Genomic DNA, 13,899 nt, shown 5'->3' with positions numbered 1-13,899 from the left:
TGCCAAGGCTTGTGTCGGCGGCCGTCCGGCCATATACTGGCGACGCTTTCTCTACATCGCCGGATGCAGGGGCTGCGGGGCCGGGCTCCGCGGCGGCAACCACCCATAGGCTTTCAACACGGGAACAACCGCTTGGCCGATATCGCCGTACTGACCGCCCTGATCGAACCCGAAGCCAAGGCGCTTGGTTTCGACCTCGTGCGCGTGAAGATGACGGGCGGCAAGTCGGACCCGACGTTGCAGGTGATGGCCGAACGTCCCGACACCCGCCAGTTGACGATCGACGACTGTTCCGCGCTGTCGCACCGCATCTCCGACGTGCTCGACGCGCTGGAAGCGGAGGGGCGCGACCCGATCGCCGAGGCGTACCGGCTGGAGGTGTCCAGCCCCGGGATCGACCGCCCGCTGACCCGCCTGTCGGACTATGCCGACTGGACCGGGCACGAGGCCCGTATCCGCCTGGTCGAGCCGCAGGACGGTCGCAAGCAGCTGACCGGTAATCTGGCCGGCGTGGCGGACGACCGGATCGCGGTCGACCTGGGCAGCCACGGCACCGCCACGATCGCCTTCGCCGACATCGCCAGCGCCAAGCTGGTGATGACCGACCGGCTGATCGCCGCCACCGCACCGCTTTCGACCGAAGGCGCCGACGAATTCGAAGACGCGCCCGACGACGCAGACAGCGTCCGGGCATCAGCAGAGGATAACCACTGATGGCCACGGCCACCGCCAACCGCGCCGAACTGATCGCGATCGCCAATTCGGTCGCGACGGAGAAGATGATCGATCGCGCGATCGTGATCGAGGCGATGGAGGACGCGATCCAGCGCGCCGCCCGTACCCGTTACGGGCAGGAAATGGACATCCGCGCCAAGCTGGACGCCAACACCGGCGACCTGCGCCTGTGGCGCGTGGTCGAGGTGGTCGAACTGGTCGACGATCTTTACAAGCAGGTATCCGAAAAGGACGCGCAGAAGCTGCAGAAGGGCGCCGTCGTCGGCGACTTCCTGGTCGATCCGCTGCCGCCGATCGAATTCGGCCGCATCCAGGCGCAGGCATCGAAGCAGGTCATCTTCCAGAAGGTCCGCGATGCCGAGCGCGAGCGCCAGTATGAGGAATTCAAGGACCGGCAGGGCGAGATCATCACTGGCGTCGTCAAGCGCGTCGAGTTCGGTCACATCGTCGTCGATCTGGGCCGGGCCGAAGGCGTCATCCGTCGCGACGCGCAGATCCCGCGCGAGGTGGTGCGCGTCAACGACCGCATCCGCTCGCTGATCCTGAAGGTGGTGCGCGAGAATCGCGGGCCGCAGATCTTCCTGTCCCGCGCGCATCCCGACTTCATGAAGAAGCTGTTCGCGCAGGAAGTGCCTGAAATCTACGACGGCATCATCACGATCCAGGCCGCCGCGCGCGATCCGGGCTCGCGCGCCAAGATCGGCGTCATCAGCCGCGATTCGTCGATCGACCCGGTCGGCGCGTGCGTCGGCATGAAGGGCAGCCGCGTGCAGGCCGTCGTGCAGGAGATGCAGGGCGAGAAGATCGACATCATCCCCTGGTCGCCCGACATCGCGACGTTCGTCGTCAACGCGCTCCAGCCCGCCTCCGTCAGCCGCGTCGTGATCGACGAGGACGAGGAGCGGATCGAGGTGGTGGTGCCCGACGACCAGCTGAGCCTCGCGATCGGCCGTCGCGGCCAGAATGTCCGTCTCGCCAGCCAGTTGACCGGCAAGGCGATCGACATCCTGACCGAGGCGGACGCCAGCGAGAAGCGCCAGAAGGAATTCGTCGCCAATTCCGACCTGTTCCAGAACGAACTGGATGTCGACGAGACGCTGGCTCAGTTGCTGGTGGCCGAAGGCTTCAGCAGCCTGGAGGAGGTCGCCTATGTCGAGCTGGAGGAGATCGCCGCGATCGAGGGCTTTGACGAGGACCTCGGCGCCGAACTCCAGAGCCGCGCGCAGGAAGCGCTCGACCGTCGCGAACAGGCGAACCGCGACGAGCGGACTGCACTGGGCGTCGAGGACGCACTGGCCGAACTTCCGTACCTGACCGAGGCGATGCTGGTCACGCTGGGCAAGGCGGGCATCAAGACGCTCGACGATCTCGCCGATCTCGCCACCGACGAACTGGTCGAGAAGAAGCGGGCGGAACCCCGTCGCCGCAACGACGACGCGCCCAAGCGGCCGGAGCCCAAGGGCGGCATCCTGTCGGAATACGGCCTGAGCGACGAACAGGGCAACGAGATCATCATGGCCGCCCGCGCGCACTGGTTCGAGGACGAGGATGCGTCCGTCGCGGCAACCGATGCTCCGGAAGCGGTCGAAGAGCCGGTGTTGGCGGATGACGCCGACACCGGGGACAAGACCGACGACAAGGAGGACAAGCAGGCCTGATGCCGTTCGTCAGCATCCGCATCTCGGGCACCGCGACGAAGGACCAGAAGTCCGCGATCGTCGCCGATGTCACCGAATCACTGGTCACGCGGCTGGGCAAGAACCCGGCCGCGGTCCAGATCGTGATCGAAGAGGTTTCACTGGAAAATTATGGCGCGGGCGGTCAGCTGATCGCCGATCGTGATGCCGGCGCGCCGGCCAGCCCGAGGGAGGACGCTCATGCGGACCTCTCGCAATGATACCCGCAGCGTAAGAACCGGCAGCAAGAACAGCGTCGCATCGGATACCGAAGGTCCGGTGCGCAAATGCATCCTGTCGCAGGACCGCGATGCACGGGCCCATCTGGTGCGACTCGCGCTGTCGCCGGACGGCGAGATCCTGCCCGACGTGCGCGCCAAGGCGCCGGGTCGCGGCGCGTGGATCGGCGTCAGCCGCGTCGAGCTGGAAGCGGCCTATGCCAAGGGCCGGCTGCGCGGCGCGCTGGCCCGGGCGTTCAAGACGGGGGAGTTCACCCTGTCGGATGAACTTCCCGCCCGGATCGCCGCCGCGCTGGAGCGCAACGCGCTCGACCGGCTGGGGCTGGAGGCGAAGTCGGGCACGTTGTTGACCGGTACCGACAAGATCGATACCGCCGCCCGGTCGGGCCAGCTTCACGCGCTCTACCATGCCGGCGATGCGGGCGAGGACGGGATGCGCAAACTGGCGCAGGCGTGGCGGGTCGGCACCGATCGCGAAGGTTCCGATCTTCGGGGCTTGGCGTTGCCGTTGCCCCGCCCCATATTGTCGTTGGCGCTGGGCCGCGAGAATGTGGTACACATCGCGCTGACCGACCGCGCTGCGGCGAAACGGGTGAGCGATGCGCTCGACCGCTGGCTGCATTTCATCGGACCTGACACCCTAACGGGCGCGCCGCAAAGCGATGATTTGCGCGGCCCCTCATCGGCCCCTTGCGAAACGGCCTCGCAAGGCGCATCGGCGCACCGCTCCGTCCAAGACGGAACCGAGGCGTCACCGGCCGCGACTACGCACGAGGAATTTGAGTGAGCGACACCGACAACGACAAGCCGAAGCTCGGCATGCGCGCACCACTGGGGCTGCGCCGCACGGTCGAGACCGGCAAGGTGAAGCAGAGCTTCAGCCACGGCCGTTCGAACACGGTGATCGTGGAGACGAAGAAGGCGCGCGTCCTGCGTCGCCCGGGCGATCCCGCCCCTGCATCCGAAGCGACGGCCGCCGTCGAGGCGCCGGCCGCCCCCGTCCAGCAGGTCGCCGCACCGGCCCCTGCCCCCGCCCCGCGCCCGGTGCCCAGCAACGAGACCCCGCAGGAGCGGCAGGCCCGGATGCTGCGCGAGGCCGAGGACCAGCGCATGCATGCGCTGGAGGATGCGCGTCGTCGTGAAGACGCCGATCGCACCCGCCTGGCCGAGGAAGAGCGTGTCCGCGCGGCCGAGCGTGCGAAGGCCGCTGCCGCCCCGCCGCCACCGCCGGTAGTGGAGCCTGCGCCAGCACCGGCCCCGGCGCCGACGGTAGCCGCACCGGCACCCGTTCCGACTCCAGCGCCGGCCCCGACGGTCACGGTGCCGACGCCGGCCGGTCGCGGCTTCCGCCCGGTCGAGCGCGCCGTACCGCCGCCCGCACCGGCGCCGGAACCCGCACCGATCGTGGCGGCGCCCGTCGCCGCACCGGCTCCGGCCCCGAGCCCCGCACCTGCGCCTACTCCGGCACCGGTCGCTGCACCCGCGCCGGTACGGGCCGCACCGCCGCCCGCGCCGCCCGCACCCACGCTGGGGTTGAGCCGCGATCCGTGGATGCCGGCGCCACGCCGGTTCTCGCCGGTCGCCCGGCCCGAGCGCCCCCCGCCGCCAGCGCCCAAGCCGGTCGAGCAGCCGGTCGCCGCATCGGCGCCCACCGCCGGCAATACCGGTGCCGCATCCGGTGGTGCGCAGCGTCCGCTGCCCGCCGGTGTCGCGACGCCGCGCAACGCGCCGCCGGGCCGTCCGCAGCAGCGTGACCGCAAGGGCGACGAGCGTCGTGGCGGCAAGCTGACCGTCAATCGCGCGCTGGGTGACGATGGTGCCCGCTCGCGGTCGCTCGCCGCACTGAAGCGGGCGCGCGAGAAGGAGAAGCGTGGCTTTGGCGGCCCGCGCGAGGCGCAGGCCAAGCAGGTCCGCGACGTGCAGGTTCCCGATGCGATCACCGTGCAGGAACTCGCCAACCGTATGGCGGAAAAGGGCGCGGACCTCGTCAAGACGCTGTTCAAGCTCGGTATGCCCGTCACGATGACGCAGACGATCGACCAGGACACGGCCGAACTGCTGGTGACCGAATTCGGCCACAACATCGTGCGTGTCAGCGATTCGGATATCGATCTCGCGCTCGACACGACCGAGGACGCGGTCGAATCGCTCAAGCCGCGGCCGCCGGTGGTCACGATCATGGGCCATGTCGATCACGGCAAGACCAGCCTGCTCGACGCGCTGCGCGGCACCGACGTGGTGCGCGGCGAGGCGGGTGGCATCACCCAGCATATCGGCGCCTATCAGGTCACGCTGAAGGACAAGTCGAAGATCACCTTCCTCGACACGCCGGGCCATGAGGCGTTCACGCAGATGCGTGCGCGCGGTGCGGACATCACCGACATCGTCGTGCTGGTGGTCGCGGCCGATGACGGGCTGATGCCGCAGACGATCGAGGCGATCAACCATACCAAGGCGGCCGGCGTGCCGATGATCGTGGCGATCAACAAGATCGACAAGCACGAGGCCAATGCCCAGAAGGTGCGCGAGCGCCTGTTGAGCGAGGAAGTCGTGGTCGAGGAAATGGGCGGCGACGTCCAGGACGTCGAGGTGTCGGCCCTGAAGAAGACCGGGCTGGAGACGCTGATCGAGAAGATCCAGCTCCAGGCCGAAATCCTCGAACTGGCCGCCAACCCCGATCGCCCTGCCGAGGGCACGGTGATCGAGGCGAAGCTGGACAAGGGCCGTGGTCCGGTCGCGACCGTGCTGGTCAATCGCGGTACGCTCAGGATCGGCGATATCTTCGTCGTCGGTGCCGAGAGCGGCAAGGTCCGGGCGCTGGTCGACGACAAGGGTCGCCAGCTGAAGGAAGCCGGGCCGTCGATGCCGGTCGAGGTGCTGGGTCTTTCCGGCGTGCCGTCGGCGGGTGATCCGCTGCAGGTCGTCGAGAACGAGGCCCGCGCCCGTGAGGTCGCGGAATATCGCCAGAGCGTGCTGACGCAGAAGCGCACTACCACCGCCCCGGCGAGCCTGGAGAGCATGTTCTCCGCGCTGAAGGCCAATGCGGCGATCGAGTATCCGCTCGTCGTCAAGGCCGACACGCAAGGGACGGTCGAGGCGATCGTCGCGTCGATCAACAAGATCTCGACCGATCTCATCAAGGCGCGGGTGCTGCACTCGGGCGTGGGTGGCATCACCGAGAGCGACGTGACGCTGGCGGGCGCATCGGGCGCGCCGATTATCGGCTTCAACGTCCGCGCCAATTCCAAGGCGCGCGAGATCGCCGAGCGGCAGAAGGTGGCGTTGAAATATTACGACGTCATCTACGACCTGATCGACGAGATTCGCGCCGGCATGGCGGGCGAGCTTGGCCCCGAGGCATTCGAAACGGTCGTCGGCCGCGCCGAAATCCGCGACGTCTTCTCGGCCGGCAAGCATGGCAAGGCCGCCGGTCTGCTGGTGGTCGAAGGCGCGATCCGCAAGGCGCTCAAGGCCCGCATCACCCGCAACGATGTCATCATCTATCAGGGTGAGATCGCCAGCCTCCGCCGCTTCAAGGACGATGTCCCCGAAGTGCGCGCCGGTCTGGAATGCGGCGTGACGTTCACGCAGAACTTCGTCGACATCCGCGCCGGCGACTATCTCGAAACCTTCGAGGTCGAGATGCGCGAGCGCACCTTGTAAGCACCGGCCCCCTCCCCTCCCGGGGAGGGGGTGTCAGGCGAAGCGACGGCGGGAGAGGGAAGGTGCGGATCGTTCGCACCCCCTCCCCCACACCCTCCCCGGGCGGGAGAGGAAGACGGACATGACCAAGGAACCCCAGGAAAAATCGGTCCGCACGCTGCGTGTCGGCGAACAGGTGCGCCATATCCTGTCCGAAATCCTGCAACGCGGCGACGTTCACGATCCGGTACTGGCGACGCACATGGTATCCGTCACCGAGGTGCGGATGTCGCCCGATCTGCGTCATGCCACGGCGTTCGTGAAGCCGTTGCTCGGCAAGGACGAGGCCATCGTGTTGAAGGCGCTGCGCACCAACACCGCCTATCTCCAGCGCGAGGTGGCGACCCGCGTGCAGAGCCGATTTGCCGCGAAGCTCAAATTTCTGCCCGACCAAAGTTTCGACGAAGGCAGCCACATCGACGCGCTGCTCCGTGCGCCCAAGGTGGCGCAGGATTTGACCGGGGATTGACGCCGCCTTCGGTAAGACGCATCTTACCGACATGACCGCGCAAACCCGAGTGTCCGGTAAAGGACAGGTTGTCATCCCCAAGGATGTACGTGACCGGTTACGGCTGTCTCCGGGTGACCGTCTTGATATCGTCGAGCGCGCCGATGGCGTTTTTCTGCGAAAGGTACGTGCTTCCTCCAGCGAATCGTTCGAGGAAATCACGGCGCGTATCCGGCAGCGGGTGCGTTATGATGGCCCGTCCGTGCCTATCGAGGAGATGAAGACGGCGATCGCCGATATGTGGTCTGCCGGAGGCCCCCGTTGGGATCGATAAGGGCGGTAGATACCAATATTCTTGCGCGCTACGTCACAGCGGACGATGCGGTGCAGACCCCGCTGGCGACTGCCATACTCGCCACGCCTTGCTACGTGTCGGACACGGTATTCCTCGAACTCGCCTGGTTGCTGTCCTCTCGCTATCGCATTCCGCGCCCGGACCTGGCTGCGATCCTGTCCGATATCGTCCACCTGCCGACCGTCACGGTCAGCGACAGCGAATTGATCCTGTGGGCGACCGACCGGTTTGCCGCCGGCGCAGACTTCGCCGATATGATGCATATGATTTCTGGCCGTGGCTCGGACAGCTTCGTCTCGTTCGAGAAGGAACTGGATATCCTTGCCGGTCCCGACGCCCCGATGCCGATCGAACGGCCTGTCTGATGGCGAAGCTCTATTTCTACTACGCCTCGATGAACGCGGGCAAGTCGACCAATCTGTTGCAGGCCGATTTCAACTATCGCGAACGCGGGATGGCGACGATGCTGTTCACCGCCGCGATCGACAATCGTTATGCGGCCGGCACCATCACCTCGCGCATCGGCCTGTCAGCCCCCGCCACCACCTTCGATGCGACGACCGACCTCGGCCGCTGCATCGCCGATCGCCACGCCGGCGGGCCCCTGTCGTGCGTGCTGGTGGACGAGGCGCAGTTCCTGACCCCCGCGCAGGTCGATCAGCTGGCGCAGATATGCGACGGCGCCGGCATTCCCGTGCTCGCCTACGGCCTGCGCACCGATTTCCGGGGGCAGTTGTTTCCCGGTTCGGCGCGGCTGCTGGCGCTGGCGGACAGTCTGGTTGAGATCAAATCGGTCTGCGTCTGCGGGCGCAAGGCGACGATGAACCTACGCGTCGACGATAGCGGCCGGGCGCTGGCGGAGGGGCGGCAGACCGAGATCGGCGGCAACGATCGCTACGTCGCGCTGTGTCGCCGCCATTTCGCCGAGGCGCTGCTGGGCTGATCGCCCGCGATCGATCGCGCTGGAACCGATCTCACTGGCATCCCCGCCACGAACCGCTATCGCGCGCCGATGCATGGCTGGATCATCATCGACAAACCCCTTGGCCTAGGCTCGACCCAGGCCGTGTCCGCGGTCAAGCGCGCGCTGCGCAACGGCGGCTATGGCAAGTTCAAGGTCGGGCATGGCGGCACGCTCGATCCGCTGGCGACCGGGGTGCTGCCGATCGCGGTCGGTGAGGCGACGAAGCTGGCCGGCCGCCTGCTCGACGGCGACAAGATCTACGCCTTCACGATCCGCTTCGGCGAACAGACGGATACGCTGGACCGGGAAGGACAGGTGATCGCCACATCGCCGGTCCGGCCGACCATGGCGGCGGTGGCGGCGGTGCTGCCGCACTTCACCGGTGCGATCGATCAGGTGCCCCCCGCCTATTCCGCGCTGAAGGTGGACGGCGAGCGCGCCTATGATCTGGCGCGCGCGGGCGAGACGGTGGAGCTGAAGAGCCGCGCGGTGACGATCCACGATCTGCGGGTGTCGCCGGACGATCCCATGGGCGATGACCTCACCCTCGTCGCCCATGTGTCGAAGGGCACCTATATCCGCAGCCTGGCGCGCGACATCGCGCTGGCGCTCGGCACGGTCGGCCATGTGGTCATGCTGCGGCGGATCAGGGCGGGGCCGTTCGGGCTGGAGCCAGCGATAACGCTGGACAAACTGGCCGAATTGGGGCAGTCGCGCGCCCTTGAAGGCATACTCCTGCCGCTGAGGGCGGGGCTGGACGACATCCCGGCTTTCCCCCTCACCCCCGACCAGGCAGGGGCGCTCCGTCAGGGGCGTGTACTGGCCGGGATCGCAGCCACCGATGGCGCGGCCTTTGCGATGCTCGACGACGTCCCCGTGGCGCTGGTCGATGTCATCGCAGGCGAGGTCCGCGTCGTCAGGGGCTTCAACCTGACGATGTCGAAGGAAGAATCATGACGATCACGGCAGAGCGCAAGGAAGCGCTGATCAAGGAACACGCCCGCATCGACGGCGACACCGGTTCGCCCGAAGTGCAGGTCGCGATCCTGACCGAGCGTATCCGCAACCTCACCGAGCATTTCAAGGGTCACAAGAAGGACAATCATTCGCGCCGCGGGCTGCTGATGATGGTCAACAAGCGCCGGTCACTGCTGGATTATCTCCGGCACAAGGACGGCCAGCGTTATCTGGACCTGATCGCGAAGCTGGGTCTTCGCAAGTAACACGGAAGGGCGCCGGCAGCGGCGCCCTTCTCGTATCTGCCCCCACGCAATCCGGCGTGCGGGCACCACGGGGCGACAACTCGCCCCACACCGCCGCGGGCCGGCTTAGCCCGCAGACAGGCCCCGGCCGGGATTTGCCCGCCGGAGTGAAGGAAAACATATGTTCGATACCAAGAAGGTGGAAATCCAGTGGGGCGGCAAGACCCTGACGCTGGAAACGGGCCGCGTTGCCCGCCAGGCCGATGGCGCGGTGCTCGCGACGCTGGGCGAAACGGTGGTGCTGTGCGCGGTGACCGCCGCCAAGACCGTGAAGGAAGGGCAGGATTTCTTCCCGCTGACCGTTCACTATCAGGAGAAGTTCTCCGCCGCCGGCCGTATCCCGGGTGGCTTCTTCAAGCGCGAGCGTGGCGCGACCGAGCGTGAGACGCTGGTCAGCCGCCTGATCGATCGCCCGCTGCGCCCGCTGTTCCCCGAAGGTTTCTACAACGAGATCAACTGCATCGCGCAAGTGATGTCGTATGACGGCGAAAACGAGCCCGATCTGCTGGCGATGATCGCCGCCTCGGCCGCGATGACGCTGTCGGGCGTGCCCTTCATGGGCCCGATCGGTGCCGCGCGCGTCGGTTATCAGGATGGCGAATACATCCTGAACCCGTCCGATTCGCAGGTCGCCGCCGGCGAGCTGGACCTGATGGTCGCCGCGACGCACGACGCGGTGATGATGGTCGAATCGGAAGCCAAGGAGCTGTCCGAGGACGTGATGCTGGGCGCGGTGATGTTCGCGCACAAGGCGTCGCAGGACATCATCAACGCGATCATCGAACTGGCCGAGCAGGCCGCCAAGGAGCCTTGGGAACTCAAGGTCCAGGCCGACAAGGCCGAGGTGAAGGCCAAGCTGAAGAAGCTGATCGGCAAGGACATGGAGGCGGCCTACAAGCTGACCGACAAGCAGCAGCGCCAGACCGCGATCAACGAGGCCCGCGCCAAGGCGCGCGACGGCATGGCCGACCTGAAGGACGGCGATCCGCAGGGCTATCTCGCCGCGCTGAAGCTGGTGAAGAAGCTGGAGGCGGAGATCGTCCGCACCGCGATCCTGAAGACCGGCCGCCGCATCGACGGCCGCGACACCAAGACGGTCCGTCCGATCGCCGCGGAAGTCCACTTCCTGCCGCGCGCGCACGGTTCGGCGCTGTTCACCCGTGGCGAGACGCAGACCATCGCGACCACCACGCTGGGCACCCGCGATGCGGAGCAGATGATCGATGGGCTGAACGGCCTGTCGTATCAGCACTTCATGCTGCACTATAACTTCCCGCCCTATTCGGTCGGCGAAGTCGGTCGCTTCGGTGCGCCCAGCCGTCGCGATGTCGGCCATGGCAAGCTGGCGTGGCGTGCGCTGCACGCCGTGCTGCCGACCAAGGAGGAGTTTCCGTACACGATCCGCGTGACGTCGGACATCACCGAGTCGAACGGCTCGTCGTCGATGGCCACCGTCTGTGGCGGCAGCCTAGCGCTGATGGATGCGGGCGTGCCGATCAAGCGCCCCGTGTCGGGCATCGCGATGGGCCTGATCCTGGAGGGCAAGGACTTCGCCGTCCTGTCCGACATCCTGGGCGACGAGGATCACCTCGGCGACATGGACTTCAAGGTCGCGGGCACCAGCGAGGGCATCACCAGCCTTCAGATGGACATCAAGATCGCCGGCATCACCGAGGAGATCATGAAGGTCGCGCTGGCACAGGCGCATGAGGGCCGCGCGCACATCCTGGGCGAAATGGCCAAGGCGCTCGACTCGACCCGTTCGGAACTGTCGGCGCACGCACCGCGCATCGAGACCTTCACGATCGACAAGTCGAAGATCCGTGAAGTCATCGGCACCGGCGGCAAGGTGATCCGCGAGATCGTCGCGCAGACCGGCGCCAAGGTCGACATCGACGACGAGGGCGTCATCAAGGTCTCCTCGTCCGATCCGGCGCAGATCGATGCGGCGGTCAAGTGGATCAAGGGCCTCGTCGAGGAAGCGGAAGTCGGCAAGGTCTATGACGGCAAGGTCGTCAATCTGGTCGATTTCGGCGCGTTCGTGAACTTCATGGGCGGCAAGGACGGTCTCGTCCACGTCTCGGAGATCAAGAACGAGCGGGTCGAGAAGGTGTCGGACGCGCTGTCCGAGGGCCAGGCCGTGAAGGTCAAGGTTCTCGAGATCGATCCGCGCGGCAAGGTGCGCCTGTCGATGCGCGTCGTCGATCAGGAAACCGGTGCCGAGCTGGAGGACACCCGTCCCGCCCGCGAGCCTCGCGAAGGCGGCGACCGTGGTCCGCGTGGTCCGCGCAGCGGCGGTGGCGACCGTGACGGTGGGCGTGATGGCGGGCGTGACGGCGGTGGCCGTGGTCCGCGCGGCGGCGGTGGCGAAGGCCGTGGCGGCCCGCGCCGCGACCGCGGCGACCGCGGCCCCCGCGCCGAGGGCGGCGACCGCGCTCCCCGTGGCGGCGGCAACGAGGACGGCCCCGCGCCCGAATTCGCGCCGGCGTTCCTGACGAACGATCGCGACTGATCCTTTCGTCTCCGGACGGAATGCTAGAAGGGGTCCGGGCAACCGGGCCCCTTTTTTCATGGGCTCTTAATCCCGTTCTAACCCTGTCCGGGCCAGCAGGACGTCGTTTCGCCACGACACGGATGATACGTGCCCGCCCATCCCGATCCTTCCCCCACGCTGCGCAGCCGGATACGATTCATCGCGACGATGGGCGCGGTGTTCGTCATCGTCGTCGGTGCGTATCTGGTCCTGGCCCGGGCCTATACCGACCATCGCCGGGCAACCGCGCCGCTGCCGGATGCCGAACGACGCACCGATGCGTGCAGCCTGTGGTTCATCGGCAGTTCGACGATCTTCAAATGGTCGACGCTGGCAGCGGACATGGCACCATGGGATGCGCATAATCGCGGCGTCAACGGTGCGATCATCCCGCAGATCACCGACTGGCTGACCAACGAGCCGCCGGGCCCGCCGCCCGCCGCCATCGTGTTCTACGGTGGCGAAAACGATATCGACGGCGGTGCCACAGGCGCGCAGGCCCTGACGTCACTCGACCGTTTCCTGACGCTCAAGACCCGTCGCTATGGGCCGCTGCCCGTGATCGCCATCTCGCTGAAGCCCAGCCCGTCCCGCTGGTCCGAACGACCGCAACAGATCGTGTTCAACGACGGGCTACGCCGGCTGGCGGCCGTGCGCGACGATCTTCATGTCGTCGACATCCAGTCGTCGATGCTGGTGAACGGCCGCCCCGGCCCCTTCTACATCGCCGACGGCATCCACATGAACGCGATCGGCTATGCCCGCTGGACGGCACGGCTGCGGCCCGCACTGGCTCATATCCTGCCCGCCGATGCCATGGCGCGGTGCCGGACGATCGCCGGTCGCCGCTGATATGCCGGGTCAGGCGGCGGAACGGATCGAGGGTCTGTATGCCTGGCGCGCAATCCTGATGCTGGGCGGCCTGTTGCTCCATGCCACGATGGGGCGGGAGGATTATCCGCCCTTCGTCGCGATCAACATCGTCTCCGGATCGTTCCGGATGGGTACGTTCTTCATGATCGCGGGGCTGCTTAGCGGGTTCGCGCTGATGCGGCACCCCTCCCCGCACGCATGGCTGCGTCGGCGATTGCTGCAACTGGGCATTCCGACCGTTTTCGCGCTGCTGGTGATCTGCCCGGCCATCGGGGCGCTGACGACGATCCGGTCGCCCGCGTCGGTGCCGCCGTTCAGCATGTACCATCTGTGGTTCATGATGACGTTGATCGCCTATTCGCTGCTGGCCTATCTCGTCCACCGGGCCGATCGCCATTGGCCGGTGTTTCGCTATGTCGAGCAACGCTCACCCGTGGCACGGGTGCGGCAGTCGATCGTCCTGCTGGGCACCGGCACCGCCTCGTTCGTGTTGACGATCGCGACGCTCAGGATGCTGGCCGGTCTGACGGGGCCGGTCGCGTCGCTGATGCGGCAGGTGCCGCTGATGATCGGTTATACCCCGGTGTTCCTGCTGGGGCTGGCCGCGGCGCGGATACCGACGTTGCGCCGGATATTGATCGCCCGGGTGCGGATGCCGATGCTCGTCCTGATCGGCACCGTCGTCGCGCACCTGCTGTGGCGATCGATCCTGCGGCTGGAGGTCGCCGCCACGCTGGCCGGATCGATCGACGATCTGTTGCTCGCCGCCAGCGCCGCATGGTGCCCACCCGCCGCCGCCGCGCTGATCCTGCGATCGGCGAGCGCGATCCGCCATGTCCCACCATTGCTGCGACGATTGAGCGATGCCTCGCTCACCATGTACATCCTCCACTATCCGATCATCGCGGCGCTGAAGGTCATGGTCCTGCCATGGCATTGGCATCCGCTGGTGGAATGGGCTGCGTCGGTGATCGTCGGGGGTGCGATGTCGTACATCGCCCATGTCCACATCGTCGAACGATCGCGGTTCACGGCATTGTTGCTCAACGGCCGGCTGCCGGCACGGCCGCAGGCGACCATCCGACTGCCTGTGACCGCGCAGGTGTAACCAT

14 protein-coding genes are annotated in these 13,899 nt (G+C 67.0%); all 14 read left to right on the top strand.

Annotation, left to right across the window (positions count from 1 at the left end; all coding sequences use genetic code 11):
• The first annotated feature begins 132 nt into the window (after positions 1-132).
• The 14 genes from rimP (at position 133) to ABD719_RS05335 (ending at position 13,895) form a co-directional block, all read left to right on the top strand.
• Entirely contained in the window at positions 133-714 is a 582-nt protein-coding gene (gene rimP / locus ABD719_RS05400) for a ribosome maturation protein RimP (protein ID WP_344692349.1), read from the top strand.
• Positions 714-2,393, top strand: coding sequence for a transcription termination factor NusA (gene nusA, locus ABD719_RS05395; protein ID WP_344692348.1), 1,680 nt, complete (start codon positions 714-716; stop codon positions 2,391-2,393). Before rimP ends, nusA begins: the two co-directional genes overlap by 1 nt.
• Positions 2,393-2,632 (top strand): tautomerase family protein, encoded by a 240-nt coding sequence (locus ABD719_RS05390; protein ID WP_344692347.1) that lies wholly within the window; start codon positions 2,393-2,395, stop codon positions 2,630-2,632. Before nusA ends, ABD719_RS05390 begins: the two co-directional genes overlap by 1 nt.
• Complete coding sequence (locus ABD719_RS05385; protein ID WP_344692346.1) at positions 2,613-3,437, top strand: DUF448 domain-containing protein; 825 nt, start codon at positions 2,613-2,615, stop codon at positions 3,435-3,437. Before ABD719_RS05390 ends, ABD719_RS05385 begins: the two co-directional genes overlap by 20 nt.
• A complete protein-coding gene (gene infB, locus ABD719_RS05380) occupies positions 3,434-6,313 on the top strand; it encodes a translation initiation factor IF-2 (protein WP_344692345.1) in 2,880 nt (959 codons plus the stop codon). Before ABD719_RS05385 ends, infB begins: the two co-directional genes overlap by 4 nt.
• Positions 6,314-6,434: 121 nt before the next feature.
• A complete protein-coding gene (gene rbfA / locus ABD719_RS05375; RefSeq protein WP_344692344.1) occupies positions 6,435-6,821 on the top strand; it encodes a 30S ribosome-binding factor RbfA in 387 nt (128 codons plus the stop codon).
• A 31-nt stretch (positions 6,822-6,852) separates the two neighbouring features.
• Positions 6,853-7,134 carry an AbrB/MazE/SpoVT family DNA-binding domain-containing protein gene (locus tag ABD719_RS05370; RefSeq protein ID WP_344692342.1) on the top strand — a complete coding sequence of 94 codons (282 nt, stop codon included), beginning with the start codon at positions 6,853-6,855 and terminating at the stop codon, positions 7,132-7,134.
• Positions 7,122-7,520 (top strand): type II toxin-antitoxin system VapC family toxin, encoded by a 399-nt coding sequence (locus ABD719_RS05365; protein ID WP_344692341.1) that lies wholly within the window; start codon positions 7,122-7,124, stop codon positions 7,518-7,520. Before ABD719_RS05370 ends, ABD719_RS05365 begins: the two co-directional genes overlap by 13 nt.
• Positions 7,520-8,098, top strand: a complete 579-nt coding sequence (locus ABD719_RS05360) for a thymidine kinase (RefSeq protein ID WP_344692340.1) — start codon at positions 7,520-7,522, stop codon at positions 8,096-8,098. Before ABD719_RS05365 ends, ABD719_RS05360 begins: the two co-directional genes overlap by 1 nt.
• Positions 8,099-8,167: 69 nt before the next feature.
• Positions 8,168-9,076, top strand: coding sequence for a tRNA pseudouridine(55) synthase TruB (gene truB, locus ABD719_RS05355; protein ID WP_344692339.1), 909 nt, complete (start codon positions 8,168-8,170; stop codon positions 9,074-9,076).
• Complete coding sequence (gene rpsO / locus ABD719_RS05350) at positions 9,073-9,342, top strand: 30S ribosomal protein S15 (RefSeq protein ID WP_192129089.1); 270 nt, start codon at positions 9,073-9,075, stop codon at positions 9,340-9,342. Before truB ends, rpsO begins: the two co-directional genes overlap by 4 nt.
• A gap of 160 nt (positions 9,343-9,502) precedes the next feature.
• Positions 9,503-11,893 (top strand): polyribonucleotide nucleotidyltransferase, encoded by a 2,391-nt coding sequence (pnp, locus tag ABD719_RS05345; RefSeq protein WP_344692338.1) that lies wholly within the window; start codon positions 9,503-9,505, stop codon positions 11,891-11,893.
• 129 nt (positions 11,894-12,022) lie between these two features.
• On the top strand, positions 12,023-12,766 hold the full coding sequence (locus ABD719_RS05340) for a GDSL-type esterase/lipase family protein (RefSeq protein ID WP_344692337.1): 744 nt from the start codon (positions 12,023-12,025) through the stop codon (positions 12,764-12,766).
• Between the two features lies 1 nt (position 12,767).
• Positions 12,768-13,895, top strand: coding sequence for an acyltransferase family protein (locus tag ABD719_RS05335; protein ID WP_344692336.1), 1,128 nt, complete (start codon positions 12,768-12,770; stop codon positions 13,893-13,895).
• Positions 13,896-13,899: the final 4 nt, after the last annotated feature.

Source organism: Sphingomonas cynarae, from assembly GCF_039537815.1.
GTDB lineage: Bacteria > Pseudomonadota > Alphaproteobacteria > Sphingomonadales > Sphingomonadaceae > Sphingomonas > Sphingomonas cynarae.
This window is presented reverse-complemented; position numbering and strand designations above follow the sequence as displayed.

Bases quoted from the DNA above. Each gene is read 5' to 3' on its own strand.
- nusA (WP_344692348.1), top strand. From the start codon at position 714: ATGGCCACGGCCACCGCCAACCGCGCCGAACTGATCGCGATCGCCAAT.
- ABD719_RS05390 (WP_344692347.1), top strand. From the start codon at position 2,393: ATGCCGTTCGTCAGCATCCGCATCTCGGGCACCGCGACGAAGGACCAG.
- ABD719_RS05385 (WP_344692346.1), top strand. From the start codon at position 2,613: ATGCGGACCTCTCGCAATGATACCCGCAGCGTAAGAACCGGCAGCAAG.
- rbfA (WP_344692344.1), top strand. From the start codon at position 6,435: ATGACCAAGGAACCCCAGGAAAAATCGGTCCGCACGCTGCGTGTCGGC.
- ABD719_RS05370 (WP_344692342.1), top strand. From the start codon at position 6,853: ATGACCGCGCAAACCCGAGTGTCCGGTAAAGGACAGGTTGTCATCCCC.
- ABD719_RS05360 (WP_344692340.1), top strand. From the start codon at position 7,520: ATGGCGAAGCTCTATTTCTACTACGCCTCGATGAACGCGGGCAAGTCG.
- truB (WP_344692339.1), top strand. From the start codon at position 8,168: ATGCATGGCTGGATCATCATCGACAAACCCCTTGGCCTAGGCTCGACC.
- rpsO (WP_192129089.1), top strand. From the start codon at position 9,073: ATGACGATCACGGCAGAGCGCAAGGAAGCGCTGATCAAGGAACACGCC.
- pnp (WP_344692338.1), top strand. From the start codon at position 9,503: ATGTTCGATACCAAGAAGGTGGAAATCCAGTGGGGCGGCAAGACCCTG.
- ABD719_RS05335 (WP_344692336.1), top strand. From the start codon at position 12,768: ATGCCGGGTCAGGCGGCGGAACGGATCGAGGGTCTGTATGCCTGGCGC.